Source organism: Flavobacterium magnesitis (assembly GCF_041729735.1).
GTDB classification, from domain to species: Bacteria; Bacteroidota; Bacteroidia; order Flavobacteriales; family Flavobacteriaceae; genus Flavobacterium; species Flavobacterium magnesitis.
Genome location: NZ_JBCFQK010000002.1, coordinates 140944 through 164241 on the forward strand (window position 1 = coordinate 140944; position 23298 = coordinate 164241).

The following is a 23298-nucleotide window of genomic DNA, read 5'->3' on the forward strand; positions in this document are numbered from 1 at the left end:
ATCGAAGTATTATGAGTTTTTTAAAATATAAAGTATATGTAGTCATCTTGTTGGGATCTATTTTGAGTATATTTTCCTGTACAAGTGCTGATGAGTATTTAAAATTTACCGAAGGGGGAGCGATTTCTTATACAGGTAAGATAGATTCATTAAAGTTTTTTCCAGGGAGAAACAGAGTAAAGGTTGAGGGACTTATTATTTCAGATCCTAAGGTTAATCAAATGCGAGTATATTGGAACGCTAAAAAAGATTCAATTGTTGTACCAATCAATAGGTCTTCAGGGATTGATGAAGTATCCATTTTTTTAGAAAATCTTCCAGAGAATATTTATAATTTTGAAGTAAAAACTTTTGATGCTAAAGGAAACAGTTCCATTTCTCAAAACGTCAATGCTCAAACCTATGGAGAACGCTATCAAAACTCGATTGTTAATAGAGTTGTTGCTAATAATGTGCTTATAAATAGTGAATTGGTAGTTAATTTTGTAGCATTAAGTTCGGATTCTGGTGCTTTAGGTTCGGAGATTATCTATACAAATACAGCTGATGAAGAAAAAACAGTTTTTGCTGATATAGAGAATTTAAGTTTTGTAATTAATGATTTTAAAAGTGGTACTTCTTATAAATATAGAAGTCTTTACAAACCTGAAGAAAACGCTGTAGATACTTTTTTTACTGCTTATAATGAAGAAAGACCTGTTCCAACACCTGTTTTAATGAATGCAAAAGTTCCTTTTATTGCCTCATCTACTGATGGTGGAAGATGGGGGATTTTAGCAAATTGGAATTCTAATGCTGCGGTTAAAAATCATAATGGTTATGGTGGCTGGGATGAATGGAATGGTAATATTTTTAACGTGGAATCAGGTTGGGGATCTCCAGCTATAACTAATGGTAAAATTTATCAAACAGTAACTGCTGAGCCCGCTTTATATCAGTTAAAAGTTAAGTTGCGTGATACAAATCATGAAATTGGAGATGTAGGTGGAGCTTATTTTGTAATTGCAAAAGGAGATGGTTTACCTAACATTGAAAATCTTACAACAGCAGCTGAAGTTTTAGGTTACAAAAGGATTCTTGGTACATCTGGTTTAGATTATGTTATAGAGTTTACCGTTACAACGACTAGTCAGATTTCAGTTGGACAATTGACTACTCAAGCTGGTTCTACTCCTGGTCGTTTTTGTAATATCATTTCTTTTGAATTGGTTGTGGTAAAATAAATTGTTTTATTTTAAATTAAGTATGGTATATACTACCTATATGTGATATTTTTTAAAAAACATCTTGAATCTACTTTGAAAAAATATTAGTTGTTTTAAACAATAGCAATTGTGGAAATCCCTGTAATTTTCTTTACATCATGAAAGCAGATGGATTACCAAGTAATTAATTTAGAATTAAGATAATAAGTAGGTGTGTGTAATCAAGGCATAAATGGAGTCATTCATTTATGCTTTGTTTTTATCTAGTGATTTCACTTGAAACACTGGTGGGAACTGGTGTTGAAAACTGGATTTAATACATAGCTTTGAATTCCATGTTTTTTTAAAACAATCAGTTGAAAATATATAATTGGCTAGAAACAGAAAAAATTTCGGCTAAGCCAAAAAAATAAATTTTATATATGAAATTCTTTAAATTAATCTTCTTCTTATTTTTTGCTGTGCCTAGCTTTCTTTTTGGTGCTGATATTAAAATCACTAATCTTAAGGTAGAGAATGCTGTAACTCCTATTGGTCTTGATGTTTTGCAGCCAGTTTTTAGTTGGCAAATGGAAACATCAAATAAAAACAGAGGTTATTATCAAAACGCCTACCAAATTATTGTAACCAATAATTTAGGGGTTGAGGTTTGGAATACCGGTAAAGTGAAAAGTGGAGCATCCATTAATATCAAGTATAAAGGCGAGAACTTTAAGCCCGCAACTTTGTACAATTGGACAGTAAACGTTTGGGATCAAAAAGGAAAAAAATACTCCGCAAATTCTTGGTTTGAGACAGGTTTGTTGAACTCAAAAATGGTAACGAATTCTGATTCAGATAAAGAAATAATCGCTTGGTCCGGAGCAAAATGGATTGGAGGTAATGCCAATGATATAGTTTTGCATTCGCAATACCTTCCTGTTTTTGTTATCAATAGTACGATTCAACTCGATAAAAAATTGCAATCGACCAAAGCATCTTTAATTTATGGCGCTAACGATCAGCGTTTAATGGATCGAAATAAAAATCAGTACAAACTGGAAAACAAGAACGGTGAGAGTTACATTCAGGTCGAATTAGATATTGCCTCTTTAAATTCAGATGGTCAAGCAAAGCTGAATATTTATAGAGTGGGTTATCATGCAAGTGATAAAAAAGAAACTCCTTTTAAAAATTTTTCTATTCCGAATTCGATTATTAATAAAGAAAACAAATACAATCCGCATAATATAATTGTGCAAAGCTGTTTGGGAGTTACTAAAATTTATATCGATGGAAATTCAAAAGAAAATCAGGTAGCTAATTTCAATTTAAATCCATTAGGAGCTGGAGGCGATTTTATAGCTTTTCCTGTAGTGGGTGATATTGGTTTTTTAGTACCTAAAGGAGAAAAAGCACAGTTTTCTAAAATTGAAATTAAAAATTACCGAAGTCCTTCAAATGTGATTTTTTCTGACAATACTGCTACTTCAGGTATATTCTCGTCATTTAAAGAAGTAAGTGTTGAAAATAATAGCTATGCTGTAACTGGAGGAAATAATGGAGCTTTTGTTCTAGTTAATCCAAGTCAGAATTCCATGCCGATGTTGCGTACCGTATTTGGAATCGATTCTCCTAAAATAACTAAAGCACGATTGTATGTTACGGCACGTGGTATTTATGATGTGTACTTAAATGGAAAAAAAATAGGAGACGATTATTTTAATCCGGGACTAACACAATACAACAAAACCCATTTGTACCAGACCTATGATGTGACGACAAATATCCAGCAAGGAAATAATGTTTTGGGAGCCATTCTTGGAGAAGGCTGGTGGAGTGGCGGCAGCACATTTGTTGGTGATAACTGGAATTTTTTTGGTGATCGTCAATCAATGCTGGCTAAACTAGTAGTTACTTATGCTGATGGAAGCGAAAAAATTATCACAACTAATCCTGAAACATGGAAGTATTTTAATGATGGACCTGTAAAGTATAGCAGCTTCTTTCAGGGCGAAGTTTATGATGCTACAAAAGAAAAAGCAATTGATGGCTGGAGTACGCCTTCGTATGATGCTTCCTCTTGGCATCAGGCAGTAGCTATTGAAACAAATGGATTTGTAAGTCTGGAAGGAACGACTAATTTACCCAACTTCAATAATTTTACTGATGCTCAATTAATAGGGCAGTTTGGAACTACTGTTAAACCAATAAAAGAACTAACAGCTCAATCGGTTACGGAAGTTCGACCGGGTGTTTTTGTTTATGATATGGGACAAAACATGGTAGGCGTGCCAAAAATTATATTGAACAATGTAGCAAAAGGAAAAACCATCACATTGCGTTATGCCGAAGTTTTGTATCCCAATTTACCTGAATACAAAGGAAATGAAGATTTACTGATGCTTGAAAATGTAAGGGCGGCTATGTCGCAGGATATTTATGTAACCAAAGGAGGTAACGAAACCATTACGCCGCGATTTACATTTCACGGATATCGTTATGTAGAAATTACAGGCATAGAAAAACCTTTACCGTTAACCGATGTGAAAGGAACGGTGTTGAGTTCGATACATCAATTATCTTCTCATTACCAAACCTCAAATCCTTTGGTAAATAAATTATGGGAAAATATTACTTGGTCAACCTATGGTAATTTTCTTTCGATACCTACCGATTGCCCTCAACGCAACGAACGTTTAGGATGGAGTGGCGATATTTCGGTTTTTTCCCGAACTGCAGTTCATTTATCCGATGTGAAACAATTTCTGAAAAGGCACATGCTGGCAATGCGTGATATCCAGAGAGAAGATGGACGTTTTCCTGATGTGGCTCCAATAGGTGTTGGATTTGGAGAAACTTTGTGGGGAAGTGCAGGAATTACAGTTGCATGGGAAAACTATTTGCAATATGGAGATCTGAGTTTGTTGGAAGAGCATTACGAGGCTATGAAAAGCTATGCCGATTATCTAATTGCTGATATCGATAAGCAAACAGGTGTTTTAAAAGAAAAAGAAAGAAATACCTGGGGATCATTAGGAGACTGGCTGAGTTTAGAAGATTCTAAAAACGAAAAAACACTATTTTGGGAAGCTTACTTTATTTATGACTTGGAAATTATGTCTAAGGTGGCAACGCTATTAGATAAAAAGAAAGATCAGGAACATTTTTTAGAATATTACAAACAGCGTAAAGATTTTTTCAATAAAACCTACATTGATAAAGCAACAGGAAAGACTTCATTTAGAGGTAAAATTATAGACACGCAAACATCGTATGTGTTGCCTTTTGCCTTTAATGTTTTGGATAAAGAGAATTCAGATTTGGCTATAAAGCAGTTCGTAAATTCTATACAAAGAGAAAACAAAACAGATCAGGGTGTTGTTTGTCCACCTTATTCATTAATGACAGGATTTATTGGTACGGCTTGGGTCAATAAAGCGCTTTCGGATAATGGATATTCAAATTTTGCTTATCAATTATTACAAAATAAATCGTATCCTTCGTGGCTGTATCCTGTCACCCAGGGAGCTACGACTATTTGGGAGCGATTAAATTCGTATACCCATAAAGACGGATTTGGAGGAAATAATAATATGAATTCTTTTAATCATTATGCTTTTGGTGCGGTAGGAGCGTGGATGTATAATTATTCATTAGGAATCCTAAGAGATGATAATTCACCGGGATTTAAGCATTTTATTTTGCAACCCAAACCTGATACTACCGGACAAATGACTTTTGCAAATGGCTATTACGATTCGATGTACGGACGTATTGAAAGCAGTTGGGAAACCAAAAACGGCAAATATGAGTTCCGTTTTGTTGTGCCTGCTAATACCAATGCAACACTTTGTCTACCCGCTTTAAAACAAAGTGATGTAACGATAATTGGAAAAAAGAACGGAATCAAATTTTTGAACATAGAAAATAATAAGGCTGCTTTCGAATTAGAATCAGGAGAATATAGTTTTGAAACAGTGATGAGTAATTAAACTTAATTCAAGTTTAGTTTTTGTTATAAAAGTTTCTTAGAGTTTATAATATGTAGCATTTGGAAACATTTTGTTAAAGACTCTTTTTGACTTTTAAATTAATCTAGTGGTTATTTTAAAAAACTGGTAGGTACTGGTATACAACAACGGAGTTTATTTCTATTTTTGCTTTCTCAACCAACATAAATAAAAATAAACCATATTCTATGTCAACTTCTGAAAATAATTTATCCCGTTTAGATTCTACTGTTTCCCGTTTTTATGAATTAACTAATAAAAATGGAGCACAACTTAAAGTAATTCCTTTTGGAGCTACTCTTACAGCATTGAAAATTCCGTTGAAAAACGGTGAACTTGTTGATGTAGTTTTAGGATTCGATACTGTTGAAGGTTACGAAAAATCATTTCAATTAGATGGTTCTCCTTATATGGGAGCTACTGTGGGTCGTTATGCAGGGAGAATTAACGAAGGGAAATTCGAATTGAATGGTAAAAACTACCAATTGGCTATAAATAATGGTCCTAATTCTTTGCATGGAGGAATAGAAAATTTCAGCAAGAAAAACTGGAATGTAGATCAAGTAACAACTGGCGAAAATCCATCGATTACTTTGAGTTATGTTAGTGCAGCTAATGAAGAGAATTATCCAGGAGAACTTTCCGTAAGTTTGACTTATACTTTATCTGAGGAAAACGAATTGATTATCGAATACAAAGCAACTACTACCGAAGATACCATTATCAATTTAACACACCACAGTTATTTTAATCTTGACGGACATCAATCGGATGTTTCCGGTCAGGATTTAATTGTTCATGCACAAAAAGTAGTGGAAACCAGAGAAGATTGTATTCCAACTGGAAATATTCTGGAAGTGGCTAATACTGCATTCGATTATAGAACGGCTAAAAAATGTCCTAAAAGTATCGACAACACTTTTGTAGTGGATAATAACAACGAAGTAAAGGCTACGCTTTTTAGTCCTGTTACTAATTTAAAAATGGATGTTTACACAGATCAGCCTGGAGTTCATATCTATGTGGGTGGAAATTGTGGTCCTGATTTAAAAGGAAAAGAAAATGCAACCTATCATGCTTTAAGCGGAATTTGTTTTGAAACCCAAAATTTCCCGGATGCTCCAAATCACGCTTATTTTCCAAGTGCTGTTTTGAAAAAAGGAGATGTTTACAAACAGAAAACAACTTATAAATTCGAATCACTATGAGAGCCTGTTTAAATTTATAAGAAAAAAATTTTTCTTTTCCCCATCCCTAAAGGGTGAAAAATTTCTCGAAAATTCATCAAAATTACACCCTTTAGGGTTCGGGGAAATTAATTTTGATGAATTTTAAACAGGCTCTAAAAGAGTGAATTTACATAAAAATAAATCTAATACTACTTCAATTTCTAACCAATGAATGATATTTTAATTAATAAAACAATCAGCTATTTTAAGGAAAATTTTGGTGCTGAACCAACTAAAATAGTGCTTTCTCCAGGGAGAATCAACATCATCGGAGAACATATCGATTATAATGATGGTTATGTTTTGCCTGCTGCTATCGACAAGATTATTTGTTTTGCTTTTGCAAAAAATAATACCAATACTTCCAGGGTGATTGCTTTAGACCTGAATGATGAGTTTGAAATTGATGTTACGGCTGAGGTAAAATTAGACGATAATTCGTGGACAAATTACATTAGAGGAGTAATCAATCAATTAAAAATCAACGGATTTCAACTGGAAGGTGTAAACTGCGTTTTCAGTAGTAACATTCCTGTTGGTTCTGGATTGTCTTCTTCTGCAGCATTAGAATGTGGATTCTTATTTGGAATGAATGATTTATTCAATTTAAATATCAAACCAATTGACATTGCCTTGTTAGGACAAAAAGCCGAGCACTGGGTGGGAATCAAATGCGGAATTATGGACCAATTCTCCAGCGTAATGGGGCAGGAAGATAAAGTAATCAAGATTGATTGCCGCACTTTAGAATACACATATCATGATGCTAACTTTACCGATTATTCGTTGATTTTGTTTGATTCGAATGTAAAACACTCGTTGATGACTTCGGCTTATAACGAAAGAAGACAGCAATGTGAAGAAGGAATCGCCATTGTAAAAGCAAATTTTCCTGAGATAAAAAGTTTTAGAGATTGTACCGAACAAACAATTATTGATTTGAAAGACAAAATGAGTCATGACGTTTTTAGACGTTCTCTTTTTGTGGTGAAAGAAATCAACCGCGTGATTCAGGCTTGTGAAGCATTAGACAACGGAAAAATCGAATTGTTAGGTGAACTAATGTTTGCTACTCACGATGGATTGTCTAAAGATTACGAAGTAAGCTGCGAAGAGTTGGATTTATTAGTAGATTTGGCAAAAGAAGAAACTGCAGTTATTGGTTCAAGATTAATGGGTGGTGGTTTTGGAGGCTGTACCATCAACTTGGTTAAAAAAGGACAAGAGCAACAAATCAAAGATAAATTTTCGAAATTATACAACGAAGCTTTCGGAATCGAATTGAAAATTTATGACGTTAAAGTAAGTAACGGAACATCACTATACACAAAATAATGACTATGAGAAAGTTTGATATCAACGAAGATCCGCATAGAAGATACAATCCTTTAATTAACGAATGGGTTTTAGTTTCACCGCACCGTTCAAAAAGACCTTGGCAAGGACAAAAAGAAGCAGTAAATACTGTTGCTTTACCAGAATATGATCCGGAATGTTATTTATGTGCTGGAAATGTTCGTATGAATGGTGAAAAAAATCCAGATTACAAAGGTAGTTTTGTTTTCGAAAATGATTTTGCTGCACTTAAACAAGAACCAATTGATTTTGGTGGAAACGAAGAAGGAAGTTTCTTTAAAGCACAACCAGAAAGAGGAATCTCCAGAGTGGTTTGCTTTTCGCCAAGACATGATTTGACTTTACCGGAAATGGATGTGGATGGTATTGTAAATATTATTCAAACTTGGCAAAGAGAGTATACTGATTTGGGAGCTATTGATTACATCAATCACGTGCAAATTTTTGAAAATAAAGGAAGTGTAATGGGATGTAGTAATCCGCATCCACACGGACAAATCTGGGCGCAATCTTCTTTACCAACACAGGTTCAAAAAACGCAAGATAACTTAAAAGCTTATTTTGATAAAAATGGAACAAACTTGTTGCAGGATTATCTGAAAGAAGAATTAAAAGTAAAAGAACGCGTAGTTGTTGAAAACGATCATTTTGCTGCAATCGTTCCTTTTTGGGCAATATGGCCTTTCGAAACCATGATTGTCAGCAAGCGTCATATTACTAAAATCACTGATTTTACTGAAGATGAAGTAGCTGCTTTTGCTGTTATTTTGAAAAAATTAACTACAAAATACGATAACCTTTTCGAAACATCATTCCCTTATTCTTCAGGAATTCACCAGGCTCCAACAGATGGTGAAGCGCATCCGGAATGGCAATTTCACATGCATTTTTATCCGCCATTGTTGCGTTCGGCTTCAGTGAAAAAATTCATGGTAGGTTATGAAATGATGGGAGAATCTCAAAGAGATATTACACCAGAGAAAAGTGCTGAAATGTTGAGAAACTTGTCTGAGGTACATTACAAACAAAAATAACTAAATTATGAAAATACTTGTTACGGGAGGTTTAGGTTTCATAGGTTCGCATACAGTAGTCGAATTGCAAAATGAAGGTTTTGAGGTGGTTGTTATTGATAACTTATCCAATTCATCTGAAGACGTTTTAAAAGGAATTGAAGCTATAACAGGGAAAAAACCAATTTTTGAAAAACTGGATTTAAGAGAAAAATCGGTAGTTCAGGATTTTTTCAAACGCCATTCGGATGTAAATGGAGTAATTCATTTTGCGGCTTCAAAGGCAGTAGGAGAGAGTGTTGGAAACCCTTTGTTGTATTACGAAAACAACATTAATTCCTTAGTATATTTACTTCAGGAATTAGAGAAAAAAGAAAGTGCTAACTTTATTTTTAGTTCTTCTTGTACGGTTTATGGTCAAGCCGAAACAATGCCTATCAATGAAAATTCGGCAGTTCAAACTGCCATGTCTCCTTATGGAAATACCAAACAAATAGGAGAAGAAATTATTACTGACGCGGCTAAAATAAGTGGTATCAATGCTATTCTATTACGCTATTTTAACCCGATTGGTGCACATCCATCAGTTGAAATTGGTGAATTACCAATTGGAGTTCCACAAAATTTAGTACCATTTATTACACAAACTGGAATTGGATTGCGTAAAGAATTACTGGTTTATGGTAATGATTATCCAACGTCTGACGGGACTTGTGTTCGCGATTACATTCATGTTGTGGATTTAGCCAAAGCGCATGTTATTGCTTTACAACGATTATTGAATAAAAAGAACGAAGAAAAAGTAGAAACTTTCAATTTGGGAACAGGAGTAGGAAGTACAGTACTAGAAGTGATTCATGCTTTCGAAAAAGCAAGTGGTCAAAAATTAGCGTACCGAATTGTTGACAGAAGAGAGGGTGATATTACTTCGGCTTACGCTAATACCGATAAAGCTAATGAAGTACTGGGCTGGAAAACCCAATTAACTCTGGAACAAGCTATGGAAAGCGCTTGGAAATGGGAACAAAAAATAAGAAGCTAACGCTATTAAACCAAATAATAATTTTAAATAAGAATCTATGAGCTCAAGTCTCGAATTTGCAGATTATGCAGTATTCATCATCTACTTTTTAGTAGTATCTATTTACGGATATATTATCTATCGCAAGCGCGAAAAAAACGAACACGATGCTAAGGCGTATTTTTTAGCCGAAGGAACTTTAACTTGGTGGGCTATTGGAGCTTCACTTATCGCATCAAACATTTCTGCTGAGCAGTTTATTGGAATGAGTGGAGAAGGTTTCTTCTTAGGAATTGCTGTTGCCGCTTACGAGTGGGTTGCTGCAATTGCGTTAATTATAGTGGCAGTTTGGTTTATTCCTGTTTATTTGAAAAACAAGATTTACACCATGCCTCAGTTCTTAAAAACACGTTACAACGATTCAACGGCTTTGATTATGGCTGTTTTCTGGTTGTTTTTGTATGTTTTTGTGAACTTAACTTCCATTTTATATTTAGGAGCGGTTGCTATTAACGGATTAGCAGGAGGTGAATACCTGCATGTTATTATGTTAGGATTGGCTGTTTTTGCTTTGATTATCTCTCTTGGAGGTATGAAAGTAGTAGCTTATACGGATGTTATTCAGGTGGCAGTATTGATTATTGGAGGTTTGGTAACTTCTTATATTGCTTTAACTACAGTGGGAGAATATTTTGGAGTAGGTAAGGATGCTATCGCTGGATTTAATGTATTGATGGAAAAAGCACCCGAGCATTTCAAAATGATTATTCCAAGACCAACAGCAACTTCTACACAATTAGAAATTGATAAATACCTTACTTTTCCAGGGATGATGTCTTATTTAGCGGGTATTTGGATTATTAACCTGAACTATTGGGGATGTAACCAATACATTACGCAAAGAGCTTTGGGGGCTGATTTACAAACGGCTCGTACAGGGATTTTGTTTGCTGGTATATTGAAATTATTAATGCCTGTAATTGTAATGTTGCCTGGTATTGCTGCTTATGTTTTATACGAAGGAGGACACTTACCTCAATTAGTAGGAGGAAAAGACGGCGCTTATTCAGCGATGTTGACTTTCTTGCCAACAGGATTAAAAGGATTATCAGTTGCAGCTTTGACTGCTGCTATTGTGGCTTCGTTAGCAGGTAAAGTAAATAGTATTTCTACCATTTATACCTTAGACGTTCATAAAAAATACATTCAAAAAAATGCTTCAGACAGTGCTCAGGTAAACATTGGACGTTATGCCGTTTTTGCTTCTATGGTTCTTGCTGTATTGTTTACTTGGAATGATGTTTTAGGAATTGGTGGAGTTGGAGGATTTACTTACATCCAAAAATACACAGGATTCATTAGCCCTGGAGTTTTTGCTATGTTCTTTTTAGGTATGTTCTGGAAAAGAACAACAGGAACAGCGGCTATTGTGGGTGTAATTGCAGGTTTCTTATTATCGGTTTTATTCAACGAATTTGCACCAGCGATGTTTGGAAACGAAACGTTATTGTACACAGCTTGGCCAAATGGTAAAGGTGGATTTGAAATTCCATTCCACATTTGTATGGGATTATCATTCGTATTTACAATGTTATTGATGATTGGAATCAGTTTTGCAGGACCAAAAGTAAACCCGAAAGCATTCGAATTAGATACTGAAATGTTTAAGGTGAAACCACAAACAACAGTGTTAATCATTATTACATTATTAATTATCGCTGCTTTGTACGTGAAGTTCTGGTAAGAAATAAAGTGAGTTTTTAAATAAAAAAATGTGAAATCGAAGCAATTTGATTTCACATTTTTTATGATTGAAATAGAGTTTTTAAAATGTATTGTTTTGTTAGATTCGTTTTTACAATCTTTTTGGGCAATTGCCTCAGATAAAGATTATGGTTGGGTAAAACTATGCGTTCTGGGATGGTTCGACTTTGTCTGAAGTTATACGTGAAAATTTAAGGTTGATTTAGGTTTTGAAGTTGTTCAACCACTTCAAAAAAGTCTTTTAGGCTAATGTTGAAATAGTGGCAAATCTGCGAAAGTGTAGAGACAGTAATGTTGGTTTCGCCTTTTTCGATACGTGCGAGATGGATGCCAGTATCAAAATAAAAAACCTCTAAAGTCACATTTTGTCTTGCTCGTACCGATTTCAGAGCAAGTGCAATGACGTTGAGTAACTCTTTGTCCACGTATTGTTTTGTCATACGTGCAAAGTGCAAAATGTTTTATGAGTAAATAATTACATATTTGTCATTTTGATTTATATATTTGAGGGTCTTAAAAAACGGGAAAGGCGAAAACCGAATAGAGTAGGCAAAATAAAAAACTATAAAACTATGAACATTTTAAAAATTGTAAACGGTAAGTTAGAATTGAGAAAATCAAATGGTTCACTAATTCGGATTATACAAACATCAGGTGTTGTAAATGCCGATATTAAAAATGACGGCAGTTTGATTGTTATAACTAACGATAAAGGACAAGTTATTTTGCGGAAAGAAAATGCTGCTTTAGTTCGCATTATCTCTACGAGTAATAATACTAATGCAAAATTTAACGGAAACGATATCTTATTAACAAAAAGCAATGGTAAATTAGAAGTGAGAAAAGAAAACGGAAGTTTAATAAGAACAATGTAAATATATGGTTGAGAAAAACTTATCACAATTATTAGCCAAAATTACTTCCACAATTAAAGTTTATGAAAAACATGCTGAACTTTCTGGAGAAAATTTCAATATTTTCTCCATAATGGGAATGGAATCTGATGAAGTTCGAACACATTCTGCCGTAATTGGAGAGCTGTTAAATCCAAAAGGAAGTCATTCATTAGGAAGTAAACCTTTGGAATTGTTTTTAAATCAAATTTCATTTTTGCAAGATTTAATTTTAGATTGTAATTCATCAATTTGTCAGAAAGAAGTACATATTGGAAAAATTAATGAGGATAAAACAGAAGGAGGAAGGATTGATCTAATTGTAAAAGATAATGCAGGTGTAAAATTGGTGATTGAAAATAAAATTTATGCCACTGAGCAAAAAAATCAATTAAAGAGGTATAAAGAAAAATACTCTAATGCAAAAGTTCTGTATTTAACTTTAGATGGATTGGATAGTAAAGGGGATTTTAATGAATACCACATAATTTCTTATAAGAACCATATTTTAAATTGGATTGAAGCTTGTGCAAAAGAAGCTTTTGATAAACCAATGGTGAGAGAAGTTTTAAACCAATATGCATATTTAATAAGAAAGTTAACGAATCAATCAACTAATGTGGAAATGAAAGATGAAATACAAAAGATAATTAAAGATTACTATAGAGAGTCTGCCGAAATTTATAAAAATTTTGTGGATGTAAGGAATAGATTTGTTGAAGAAGCTTTTTATGAAATTAAAAACAGAGGAAATCTTCTTGGCAAGTGGAATATTGAATTTGATATATTAAATATTTGGAGTTCTAATACTTCACAAGCTTTACTTTTTTCTGACATAAAAGATTCTACAAATTTTTATTATTTGAGATACGAATATTCATCTTCAAAATTATTTTTAGGAATCGTTCCAAGAACATTAAAAAAAAGTGGTAAACGTTCGATTCAAAGAGAAGAAATACGTTTTTTAAATGACGTTGACTTTGTTACAGAATATTTAAATTTAAAGATGAAAGCTATAGATTATGTTATTAAAGTCATACAGAATTATATCGAAAATAATATATCAACATATAGTGCTCATAATATAAACGAGAAAGAATGAAAAAAATATTTACAATAATTGCAATTACGATATCTGTCTTAGGGAACGCACAAATTGAAGAAGCTATAGAGAAAATTACATTTAACAAAGAATATTTAGTTGATTTTAAAGGCAAAGAATTAGCAGTTACTAAAGACACCACAATTGTTAAATTGTCAAAGACACTAGAAATAACGAGTTTAGAATTACAATTATCACGTATAGAAGAGTCAATAAATAAGCCATTAGACTTTAAACAATATATGAAAAATGGAGAGCTTAAAATTCCTTTACCTCAATTTAGGCAACCTTATTATTCTGAAAAAACAATTTACAAGGCTAAATATGATTTTTCAAAGTATAGGGATTCACTAAAAACACAAGTTATAAGCAAACTAAATAAATATTTGGAAGATCGAAAAAATAATTTATCCTTAATAGTTTCGGTTGAGAACGATCTTTCACAAATTGGTTTTACATTTAGTAGTACAACTACTCAACGCTCAAGGAGTAGTACTTCATACACAGCTGGATTTACATCCTATAAAGTGGTTGTACAGTCATCAAAATTTTCAAGTGACAAACCAAGCAAAAAGGAAGTTCAAGATTTAATAACTCAATTAACTGAATATCAAATTGAATATCCAGTTAAATTAATAGAACCTACTGCTACTGAAATTGAATATACTAATATCAAGTCTAAACTAGAAAAAGAAATAGCAAAAAATACACGTAATGTAATTGATCAAGTGATTGATAAGTCTTTCAATATAGAAACACTATATGGAAAAACATTTGTATATGCATATCTTGATCCTTATAAAATTTACGAAAAATCAAATGGAAAAATTTTAAAATTAACTGAATCAGCAATAGTACTCAATAGGCATATGAATACGCATAGAGTAGTTGCGGATATTGAAAAAGCAAAATCTCTTGGTTATAATGTACAAGGGAATACAATTGTTTCAAAATCAGGACGTGTTTACAATTTAGAAATGAATTCATTAAATTATTTAATCGAGAACCCTGACTATTTCAGTAAAATTGATTTGGCAGTTAAAAATTATTTTGATAAAAAGAAAACGGCAAATAGCTATAATACCCAATTTGAGAAATATATTAGACTTTACAGAATAAATATTTTGAAAGGAATGAATAAAATTGATATCAACGCTTGGTATACACTAACATTAAAAGCAAGAAAATTACAATTTGAAATTGGAAAATTAAAGGAAGAATTGTATCAGACTTATGGACTAGTTTATCCAGGGTCGACCTCAGAACATGACAAGATTGATACTACTTATGCTGATGTTTTTGGATCAAATGTATTGTATTCATTGAATGCATTATCAATTCAGGAATAAGAACATAGTGTACTTTAATAACCAGATGGCTCGGATAATATTTTTTTAAAGTATTTTTCTAAAAAAGTGCGAATTAATTTTTATTAGTTCGCACTTTTTTTTATAATTGGAAGGGAATGGCTAAATGTTTTTTTTTCAATGTAAGCTCTCTCTCCTTTGGAGAAGGTTGGGGAGAGGATTTCACATTTTTTTTATCACATAGGTTACAATTCCCCAAATGATGAGTTCATTTTCTTCGGTTACTTTTATGGGAGTGTAGTTGCTGTTTTCGGGCATCAGGTAGAGACAGTCTTTTTGTAATTTAATGCGTTTTACGGTGAATTCTCCATCGATAAAACAAATAGCAATTTTGTTGTCCTGCGGTTCAATACTTCGGTCTACAATAAGTACGTCTTTGTCGTTGATACCAGCATCAATCATCGAATTTCCTTTTACTTTGATATAAAAGGTAGCCAGAGGATTTTCGCTTAATTCTTTATTTAAATCGATATTGTTCTCCATAAAATCAGCTGCAGGAGAAGGAAATCCTGCCGAAACACCATCTGGAATAAAAGGAATTTGTAATTCACTTTCATAATCGGGTTTATAGAAGCTGAGTTTTTGGTCTTTTTTCATTCGCATTTTATTTCGAGAATCTCTTTAAATTTAGTCGTATATTTTTTAGATAAAAGTTTCTGATTCATATCCCAGGTAAGTTTTAAATTTTGGGTTGCCAATTTTACTTTGGTATCGCCAATCTTCGTATTGAGTTGATCCATTACTTTCATCAGAGCCAAATGTTTCGGGTTTTCTTCTTCGAATAATTGCAATTGTTTTTGGTTTTCGCCAATAAGTTCGCTAACAATTACACCTGCTTTTTTAAATTTCAAATGTTCGTTGCCTTGATACAATTTTTTAAATAGTTCAATAGCCGCATTCGAAATTGTTAAAGTCGAATTAGTTCCATACGGCAATGTAATGGCACTATTAAAATAGTATTTGGATGTTTTTACGGTGTGTTTGTCAATCACGAGCATCACTATTATTGTATGGCAACAGGATTGTTGTTTGCGTAATTTCTCGGCGCAAACGGCGGCAAAAGTAGCGATACGTTCCCGAAGTAAATCAAAATCGGAGATTTGTTTAGGGAAACTTCGGGTAATGGCAATGCTTTTCTTTTGTACTGCAATAGGTTCTAAATCTAAAACGGATTTTCCTTCTAATTCTGCTTTTAAACGAAGACCAATAACACCCATTTCTCGTTTTATCCAGGCTTCGTGTTGTGGCTGTGTGAAATCTAGGGCAGTATTGATGTTTCTTAACTTTGCTTTTTTACGCATTCGGTAACCAATGCCCCAAACATCTTCAATTTTAGTCCATTTTAACGCTTTGATGCGTTTTTCTTCGGAGTCAATAACATAAACACCTTGGGTTCTGTTCTGGAATTCTTTAGCAATTTTATTGGCTACTTTCGATAAGGCTTTGGTTTCGGCAAATCCAATACAGATTGGAATTCCAATCCATTTTCGAACCCTATTTTTCATCTGGAGACCATAATCATGGTAATCTGGAATTGTTAAACCGTCGAAGTTTAGAAAGGCTTCGTCAATGCTATAAATTTCTATATTAGGCGTAAACTGATTTAGAATTTGCATTACGCGCTGACTCAAATCGCCATAAAGAGCATAATTAGAAGAAAAAAGTTTTACGTTTTTTTCTTTTACCAAATCTTTAATTTGAAATGCCGGAGCGCCCATTGGAATTCCGGCTGCTTTGGCTTCATAACTTCTGGAAATCACACAGCCATCATTGTTAGATAAAATCGCAACAGCTTTTCCGTTGAGTTCCGGTTGGAAAACACGTTCGCAAGAAGCATAGAAATTATTACAATCGACTAAAGCATACATGGTACAAAATTACGCAATAGAGTGGTTGCCAAATCCTGTTCTAAAGTTAATTTTTTAGGTATTTTGATGGCAATTTTCATTTTTTGAAATAATAAGAAAATTGTGTTTACAGTCAAAAACTATGTTATTTTACCTATTAACTGTTCTGTATTGTCATATTTCAACTAAAACGTTTTCGTAAAAGGTAATATAGCATAGAAATATGAAAAACCACTGTAGTTTAATTCTGTATTGCCACACTATCTTTGTCTCAGTTAAAAGAAGTATAAATCTAAAATTTCGAATTATGAAAAAGATTTTAAAACTAAGTTTCGTATTGGTAGTTGTTCTAATCGCTATGAATACTCGTGCAACTGGCGTTAAATTTTTTAAGAATGAAAAAGCTAGTCCAAAAAAGATGGTAACTTTTGCTCTAAATGATGTAAATAAAGCTAATGTATCTATTTATGATGCTAATGATAAATTGTTACATACAGAGAAAGTGTATACGTTGAATCTGAATCCACTTAAAAAAGAGGAAAAAATTGTTAAAACTTATGATTTTAATCCTCTAGCTGATGGAGTTTATCACATAGTAGCGGAGTCTAATACTAAGGTTATGAAATATGAGGTTCTTGTAGTGAATGAAACTGCAACTATCATGTCAGATCCTTATTCAGAAGTTTATAAAACGGTTGCGGTTAAATAATTAAGATTGGTTAGTAGTTAAAGAGACTCCTTTTTAGGGGTCTTTTTTTTGTTCAATAGTTTTTTGTTTTTTAGAAATGCAGATTAATTTCTATTTCACCTATTATTTTAAAGCGAATAGTATAAGTGAACTTAATAAAAAATAGTATCATGTGTAAGTATTGTCTTTTATTTTATTATTCTTGTATTGTTTTATAACTAGCTATTTAAGCTTCAAAAAAAATCCATGCAAAATAAAATTAGCTTTAAAGAAAAAGTTGGTTACGGCTTAGGAGATGCCGCTTCTTCAATATTTTGGAAGATTTTTAGCGTGTATCTTATGTTTTTTTATACGGATGTTTATGGTTTAGCACCTGCTGTAGTGGGGACAATGTTCTTAATAACTAGAGTTTGGGATTCTTTTTTTGATATTATAGTCGGAATTATTGCTGATAGAACTAAAACCCGTTGGGGCAAATTTAGACCTTATCTACTTTGGGTAGCTGTTCCGTTTGGGATAATTGGAGTGCTAACATTTTATACTCCGGATTTTGATGAAAAAGGAAAAGTCATTTATGCCTACATCACTTATTCATTAATGATGATGATTTATTCATTGATTAATGTTCCGTATGCCTCTCTTTTAGGCGTACTTTCTTCTGATAGAAAAGAGCGTAATATCCTGTCATCTTATAGAATGTTTTTTGCTTTTGGCGGAAGTTTGTTTGCATTGTGGCTCATAGAACCTTTGGTGAATCATTTTGGCGGAAGTTTAAAATCAGAATTGGGATGGCTTGGCATGATGATCTTTTTTGGTGTTATTACAACCATTTGTTTTTGGCTTTCTTTTTTATTGACTAACGAAAGAATTAAACCAATTGAGCAAAAAGTGAATTTAAAAGAAGATTTAAAAGATCTTTGGAAAAACAAACCTTTGTGGATTTTACTTGGAGCTGGAATTGGTACTTTAATATTCAATTCCATACGGGATGGTTCAGCCGTTTATTATTTTAAATATTTTATTGGCGGTAATGAAAGTTATACATTTACCCTGTTTTCTGAGCATTTTGTTATGACTCCTACTACGCTTTATCTAGTTTTAGGACAAGCGGCAAATCTTATAGGGGTTGTTATTGCTACACCTATTGCTAACAAAATAGGCAAGAAAAATACTTTTATGATAGCTACATTTATAATAGCTATTTTAAGTGTTTTGTTTTACTTTTTTGAGAAAAATGATGTGTTACTAATTATGATTTTTCAAGTAGTGATTAGTATTTGTGCAGGTTGTATTTTTCCTTTAATTTGGTCCATGTATGCTGATAGTGCTGATTATTCGGAATGGAAAACAGGACGCCGTGCCACAGGACTTATATTTTCGGCATCTTCCATGTCGCAAAAAATAGGATGGACTATTGGTGGTGCAGGCACAGGTTGGCTTTTAGGATATTATGGCTTTAAAGCCAATGTAGCTCAGAGTTTATTAGCCCAAAATGGCATTTTATTAATGATGAGTATTCTTCCAGCAATAGCGGCTATTATTGCGTTATTGTGTATTTTATTTTATCCTCTGGATGAGAAAAGATTACAAATTATAGAAGACCAACTGGCTAGTCGAAGATTAGCTTCTTAAAGCGCATTAAAATTCAAAATTAAATCCTTTTTGAGTTAATATGTCATAGATTTCCTGATCAAATTGGTATAATTTAGCCGCTCTATGCGAAACATCTTTTTGTCTTTCGTCTAAGGGTTTTAGTAATTTCATGTGCAATATTTTTCTTCTAAAATTAGACTTATCCATTTCGATGTCTAAAATTTCTTCATACAGTTTCATTAGCTGTAACAATGTAAATTTTTCAGGCAAAAGATTGAAACCAATAGGTGCTTGACGTACTCTATTACGCAAATGTTTTAGACTATAATCAATAATCTCGTTGTGGTCAAAAATTAAATTGGGTATGTTTTTAATCTTAAACCATTTGGCATCAGTTAATACTAAACTGGCTTTTAGTTTATCTTCTTCTCTTTTTATTAAAGCATAATAACCAATAGTAAGAACCCTTCTAAAGGAAACTCGATTGGGGTCTCCAAAAACTTTTAGTTGTTCCAAAAATACATTGTCTAAACCTGTAAGTTCTTCTAACAAGCGACTGGCAGCATTATCTATGCTCTCATCTTTTTTTATCCATCCTCCAGGAAGTCCCCATTCGCCTTTACTATCTCCTTCTCCGTGCTGTACTAAAAGCACTTCGAGAATTCCATCATTAAAACCAAATATAACACAGTCAATAGAGATATCATCAATAGCTGATCCTTCAACTATAGATGTAGATTCTGTATCATTTTTTTCACCTTTCATAAGATAATAATATTTTACGAAAATAATAAAATATATATAATATCTCTGTTTCTGTTTTTAATATTTACTAAATGTGTATAAATAAGCTATTTTAATTATACATACTATTTTTAATTACATAAAATTTTGTTAATGTAAAAAAAATGTCATACACTTGTAGTCAAAATAACCATAAGATGATTTTTGACTCATTAAGGCTGTTCGTTTTAGATAAAAAATGTTTTCTGATTTGAAAATAAATTTTAAAAGAGGATAGAAGAGAACAAGTGAATCAAGAATGTAAAAAAAAGCAATTAACTAAAATACTAACCAATTCTTAAATTATTATGAAAAGAAAATATTGTATTACTAAAACAATGTTACCCTATTTATGGTTGCTTCTGTTTAGCGTGTTCGCAATACAGAATGGGTTTGCTCAGGGGCAATCACAAACTGTAACAGGGACAGTCACCTCAGCTAGTGATGGTATGAGTGTTCCAGGAGCAAATGTTTTTGTAGAAGGAACACAAAATGCGACTTCTACGGATTTTGATGGAAAGTTCACCATTAATGCTACAGCTGGAGCTATTTTAAAATTTAGTTTCATTGGATTCAAAACACAATCTGTAACAGTAGGAACTCAAAAAACAATAAATGTTGTCTTGCAATCGGAAGCAGCAGATTTAAAAGAAGTGGTTGTAATAGGATATGGGACTCAAAAAAGAACAACTGTAACAAGTGCTATTACCCAAGTTAGTGGAGATAATCTTACTAGAACCAATACTGTAAATGCACTTCAGGCGCTGCAAGGACAAGCCGCTGGACTTCAAATTACGTCTACATCAGGACAACCAGGCGAGGGTTTAAATGTAGTAATTAGAGGTATAGGATCTACTTCGGGCAGTAGTCCACTTTATGTGGTAGATGGAATCCTTACGGGTGATATCTCTTATTTGAACAATTCAGATATTGAATCTATTTCTGTTTTAAAAGATGCCGCTTCTGCCGCTATTTATGGCTCGCAAGCTTCAAACGGAGTGGTTTTAGTAACAACCAAAAAAGGAAAACGAAATTCTGTTGGGAAAATCACTTTCGATCAATATTACGGTGTGCAATCAGTAGCTAGAAAGGTGGATATGCTAGACGCTACAGAATATGCCGTTATTTTAAATGAAGCAGCAATGAACTCAGGTAGAAATCCTTATTTTACTAATGCTCAAATTGCAGGATTAGGTAAAGGAACTAACTGGATGGATAAAATGTTGACAGATAATGCTGCTACTAAAAACATCTCATTTGGCGCATCAGGTGGTTCAGAAAATTCGGTTTATTCTACGTCTTTGTCTTATTTAGGACAAGAAGGAGTTGTAGGAGGAAAAGATTTATCTAATTATGAGCGTTATAATTTTAGATTTAATTCTGAGCATAAATTATACAAAGAGGTTGTTACATTAGGACAAAATTTGAGCTTTGCTTATATTAATAAAAACGGAATTGGCGTTGGGAATCAATACAACAACTCCTTGCGAAGTGCTTTTCAGGTAACTCCATTATTACCCATGTATGATGCCGATGGAAATTACTATGATACTACAAATAATAGTGAACCTTGGTTGTCAGGTGTAGCAAATCCTTATGCATTGATGGAGTATAACAATCAAAATGCAAGTAATAATCAAAAGCTATTAGGGAATGTTTATTTACAAATTGAACCTATCAAAAACCTGACATTAAAAACTACTTTGGGTCTTGATTATTATGCTGGCGAAGGTCATTCATATACTCCAAAATACCAGTTGTCCATTTATGCCAATAGGGCTTTTGATCAGGTTTCTCAAAACATGAACAAGGGGAAAACGCTTACTTGGGATAATTTATTGACTTACAAATTTGATGCGACTGAGAACAATCATTTTGAAATGATGTTAGGTACGTCTTCAATTAATTTTGACGGTACTTCGATACAAGCAAGTAATGCAGATGTGACATACAAAGATTTAGAACATGCCTGGTTAGACAACACAACTAATTCAGATGGTGCAAGAATAGGACTTAACGGTAGTAAAGAAGTGACTAAAAGAATGTCTTATTTTGGAAGGTTAAATTATAATTATAAAGAAACTTATTTGATCAACGCTACTTTTAGAATGGATGGATCTTCTATTTTTTCGAATGATAATCAATGGGGTTATTTCCCATCAGTATCTGGAGGTTGGGTTGTATCGAATGAAGAATTCCTGAAAGATTCTCAAGCAGTAAGTTTTCTTAAATTGAGAGCCAGTTGGGGACAGGTTGGGAATCAAAACGCAAGAGCTTTCCAATACCTATCACCAATAAAAACAAATTACACTAACTATAATTTTGGAGATACTGAAGGAGTTCTTACCCCTGGTGCATATCCAGACAGATTATCAAATCTTGGTTTAAAATGGGAAACTTCAGAACAAATTAACCTTGGCTTAGATGCCAGATTCTTAAACAATGCCTTGAGTGTTACTTTTGATGTTTACCAAAAAACAAACAAAGACTGGATAATTCTAGCGCCCATATTAGCTACAGCCGGAGCTGATGCCCCTTTTATTAATGGAGGAGATGTAGTGAATAAAGGAGCAGAATTAAGTCTAAATTATCAAAATAACATTGGTGATTTTAATTATAGTATTAGCGCAAACGGAGCTTATAATAATAACAAAGTGGGAGAAATTCCTAACGGTAGTGGTATTATTAATGGCTTAAGCAATGAGCTTTATGACAATGCAGGCGAATTTTACAGAGCACAAAACGGATTTCCATTAGGTTACTTTTGGGGATATAAAACAGGAGGTGTTTTTCAAAATCAGGAACAAATTGATAATTATAAATCAGAAGCTGGTGTAGTATTACAGCCTAATGCCACTCCAGGAGATCTTATTTATGTAAATACTAACGGCGATGATAAAATAGATGCTTTTGATAAAACAAAAATTGGTGATCCTAATCCAGATTTTACTTTTGGATTTTCTTTATCAGCAAATTATAAAGCCTTTGATTTTATCGTGATGGCAAATGGTGTAGCTGGAAACCAAATTGTACAATCTTATAGAAATCAATCGGGAGCTTATGGCAACTATACATCAGCAATATTAAACCGCTGGCATGGCGAAGGTTCTTCAAACACGATGCCTAAGGTTACAGAAGACAATAGAAACTTTACCCAATTTTCAGATTTATACGTTCAGGATGGCGATTTCTTAAGGATTAATACTGTGACTTTAGGATTTGATTTTGCAAAATTAAATCCGTCTAAACCATTTTTTGCAAGCCAGTTCCGACTTTACTTTTCAGTATTAAATCTTTACACTTTTACAAAATACAATGGTATGGATCCTGAAATTGGATTTGGTTCTTCAAATGATGATCAAAAATTTTCAACAGGTGTTGATGTAGGGTACTACCCAAGACCAAGAACCTACATGTTAGGATTAAATGTTAAACTTTAATAAAT

17 protein-coding genes are annotated in these 23298 nt (G+C 33.1%); 13 read left to right on the plus strand and 4 right to left on the minus strand.

Translation table 11 applies throughout. The features are described 5' to 3' along the window. Positions 1-11: 11 nt before the first annotated feature. The 7 genes from AAGV33_RS02445 to AAGV33_RS02475 all read left to right on the plus strand — a co-directional run bounded on the left by AAGV33_RS02445 (position 12) and on the right by AAGV33_RS02475 (position 11560). The gene (locus AAGV33_RS02445; protein ID WP_373390327.1) at positions 12-1223 is read left to right on the plus strand and encodes a DUF4998 domain-containing protein; all 1212 of its coding nucleotides are present in this window, start codon (positions 12-14) and stop codon (positions 1221-1223) included. 404 nt (positions 1224-1627) lie between these two features. Then, positions 1628-5179, plus strand: coding sequence for a family 78 glycoside hydrolase catalytic domain (locus AAGV33_RS02450; protein WP_373390328.1), 3552 nt, complete (start codon positions 1628-1630; stop codon positions 5177-5179). A 206-nt stretch (positions 5180-5385) separates the two neighbouring features. Continuing rightward, entirely contained in the window at positions 5386-6405 is a 1020-nt protein-coding gene (locus AAGV33_RS02455; RefSeq protein ID WP_373390329.1) for an aldose epimerase family protein, read from the plus strand. Positions 6406-6594: 189 nt separating this feature from the next. Further along, a complete protein-coding gene (gene galK, locus AAGV33_RS02460; RefSeq protein ID WP_373390330.1) occupies positions 6595-7761 on the plus strand; it encodes a galactokinase in 1167 nt (388 codons plus the stop codon). 5 nt (positions 7762-7766) lie between these two features. Continuing rightward, positions 7767-8816: a UDP-glucose--hexose-1-phosphate uridylyltransferase gene (locus AAGV33_RS02465; RefSeq protein ID WP_373390331.1), complete on the plus strand. Its 1050-nt coding sequence runs from the start codon at positions 7767-7769 to the stop codon at positions 8814-8816. A 7-nt stretch (positions 8817-8823) separates the two neighbouring features. Next, positions 8824-9837 (plus strand): UDP-glucose 4-epimerase GalE, encoded by a 1014-nt coding sequence (galE, locus tag AAGV33_RS02470; RefSeq protein WP_373390332.1) that lies wholly within the window; start codon positions 8824-8826, stop codon positions 9835-9837. 37 nt (positions 9838-9874) lie between these two features. Next, positions 9875-11560, plus strand: a complete 1686-nt coding sequence (locus AAGV33_RS02475) for a sodium/sugar symporter (protein ID WP_373390333.1) — start codon at positions 9875-9877, stop codon at positions 11558-11560. Between the two features lie 211 nt (positions 11561-11771). Here the strand turns inward: AAGV33_RS02475 and AAGV33_RS02480 are convergent, their stop codons facing one another. Beyond that, on the minus strand, positions 11772-12020 hold the full coding sequence (locus AAGV33_RS02480; protein WP_373390334.1) for a helix-turn-helix domain-containing protein: 249 nt from the start codon (positions 12018-12020) through the stop codon (positions 11772-11774). Between the two features lie 132 nt (positions 12021-12152). Here AAGV33_RS02480 and AAGV33_RS02485 point away from each other — a divergent pair, with 132 nt between their 5' ends. The 3 genes from AAGV33_RS02485 to AAGV33_RS02495 are packed head-to-tail and all read left to right on the plus strand — an operon-like array spanning position 12153 to position 14924. After that, positions 12153-12455: a hypothetical protein gene (locus tag AAGV33_RS02485; protein ID WP_373390335.1), complete on the plus strand. Its 303-nt coding sequence runs from the start codon at positions 12153-12155 to the stop codon at positions 12453-12455. A gap of 4 nt (positions 12456-12459) precedes the next feature. Continuing rightward, positions 12460-13575, plus strand: coding sequence for a PDDEXK-like family protein (locus AAGV33_RS02490; protein ID WP_373390336.1), 1116 nt, complete (start codon positions 12460-12462; stop codon positions 13573-13575). Beyond that, positions 13572-14924: a hypothetical protein gene (locus AAGV33_RS02495; protein ID WP_373390337.1), complete on the plus strand. Its 1353-nt coding sequence runs from the start codon at positions 13572-13574 to the stop codon at positions 14922-14924. The genes AAGV33_RS02490 and AAGV33_RS02495 overlap by 4 nt, the downstream gene beginning before the upstream one ends. 180 nt (positions 14925-15104) lie before the next feature. Here the strand turns inward: AAGV33_RS02495 and AAGV33_RS02500 are convergent, their stop codons facing one another. After that, entirely contained in the window at positions 15105-15545 is a 441-nt protein-coding gene (locus AAGV33_RS02500; protein WP_373390338.1) for a LexA family protein, read from the minus strand. Further along, a complete protein-coding gene (locus tag AAGV33_RS02505) occupies positions 15536-16810 on the minus strand; it encodes a Y-family DNA polymerase (protein WP_373390339.1) in 1275 nt (424 codons plus the stop codon). The genes AAGV33_RS02500 and AAGV33_RS02505 overlap by 10 nt, the downstream gene beginning before the upstream one ends. Before the next feature lie 286 nt (positions 16811-17096). Here AAGV33_RS02505 and AAGV33_RS02510 point away from each other — a divergent pair, with 286 nt between their 5' ends. Beyond that, the gene (locus AAGV33_RS02510; RefSeq protein ID WP_373390340.1) at positions 17097-17498 is read left to right on the plus strand and encodes a hypothetical protein; all 402 of its coding nucleotides are present in this window, start codon (positions 17097-17099) and stop codon (positions 17496-17498) included. Positions 17499-17723: 225 nt separating this feature from the next. Beyond that, positions 17724-19109, plus strand: coding sequence for an MFS transporter (locus AAGV33_RS02515; RefSeq protein ID WP_373390341.1), 1386 nt, complete (start codon positions 17724-17726; stop codon positions 19107-19109). A gap of 6 nt (positions 19110-19115) precedes the next feature. On the opposite strand, the gene AAGV33_RS02520 is transcribed toward AAGV33_RS02515, so the two are convergent. Further along, on the minus strand, positions 19116-19835 hold the full coding sequence (locus tag AAGV33_RS02520) for an NUDIX hydrolase (protein WP_373390342.1): 720 nt from the start codon (positions 19833-19835) through the stop codon (positions 19116-19118). 356 nt (positions 19836-20191) lie between these two features. Between AAGV33_RS02520 and AAGV33_RS02525 the strand changes: the two genes are divergently transcribed. After that, a complete protein-coding gene (locus AAGV33_RS02525; RefSeq protein ID WP_373390344.1) occupies positions 20192-23293 on the plus strand; it encodes a SusC/RagA family TonB-linked outer membrane protein in 3102 nt (1033 codons plus the stop codon). Positions 23294-23298: the final 5 nt, after the last annotated feature.

Bases quoted from the DNA above. Each gene is read 5' to 3' on its own strand.
- AAGV33_RS02515 (WP_373390341.1), top strand. From the start codon at position 17,724: ATGCAAAATAAAATTAGCTTTAAAGAAAAAGTTGGTTACGGCTTAGGA.
- AAGV33_RS02520 (WP_373390342.1), bottom strand. From the start codon at position 19,835: ATGAAAGGTGAAAAAAATGATACAGAATCTACATCTATAGTTGAAGGA.
- AAGV33_RS02505 (WP_373390339.1), bottom strand. From the start codon at position 16,810: ATGTATGCTTTAGTCGATTGTAATAATTTCTATGCTTCTTGCGAACGT.
- AAGV33_RS02480 (WP_373390334.1), bottom strand. From the start codon at position 12,020: ATGACAAAACAATACGTGGACAAAGAGTTACTCAACGTCATTGCACTT.
- AAGV33_RS02495 (WP_373390337.1), top strand. From the start codon at position 13,572: ATGAAAAAAATATTTACAATAATTGCAATTACGATATCTGTCTTAGGG.
- AAGV33_RS02490 (WP_373390336.1), top strand. From the start codon at position 12,460: ATGGTTGAGAAAAACTTATCACAATTATTAGCCAAAATTACTTCCACA.
- AAGV33_RS02465 (WP_373390331.1), top strand. From the start codon at position 7,767: ATGAGAAAGTTTGATATCAACGAAGATCCGCATAGAAGATACAATCCT.
- galE (WP_373390332.1), top strand. From the start codon at position 8,824: ATGAAAATACTTGTTACGGGAGGTTTAGGTTTCATAGGTTCGCATACA.
- AAGV33_RS02455 (WP_373390329.1), top strand. From the start codon at position 5,386: ATGTCAACTTCTGAAAATAATTTATCCCGTTTAGATTCTACTGTTTCC.
- AAGV33_RS02525 (WP_373390344.1), top strand. From the start codon at position 20,192: ATGTTACCCTATTTATGGTTGCTTCTGTTTAGCGTGTTCGCAATACAG.
- AAGV33_RS02475 (WP_373390333.1), top strand. From the start codon at position 9,875: ATGAGCTCAAGTCTCGAATTTGCAGATTATGCAGTATTCATCATCTAC.
- AAGV33_RS02445 (WP_373390327.1), top strand. From the start codon at position 12: ATGAGTTTTTTAAAATATAAAGTATATGTAGTCATCTTGTTGGGATCT.
- AAGV33_RS02510 (WP_373390340.1), top strand. From the start codon at position 17,097: ATGAAAAAGATTTTAAAACTAAGTTTCGTATTGGTAGTTGTTCTAATC.
- galK (WP_373390330.1), top strand. From the start codon at position 6,595: ATGAATGATATTTTAATTAATAAAACAATCAGCTATTTTAAGGAAAAT.
- AAGV33_RS02485 (WP_373390335.1), top strand. From the start codon at position 12,153: ATGAACATTTTAAAAATTGTAAACGGTAAGTTAGAATTGAGAAAATCA.
- AAGV33_RS02500 (WP_373390338.1), bottom strand. From the start codon at position 15,545: ATGCGAATGAAAAAAGACCAAAAACTCAGCTTCTATAAACCCGATTAT.
- AAGV33_RS02450 (WP_373390328.1), top strand. From the start codon at position 1,628: ATGAAATTCTTTAAATTAATCTTCTTCTTATTTTTTGCTGTGCCTAGC.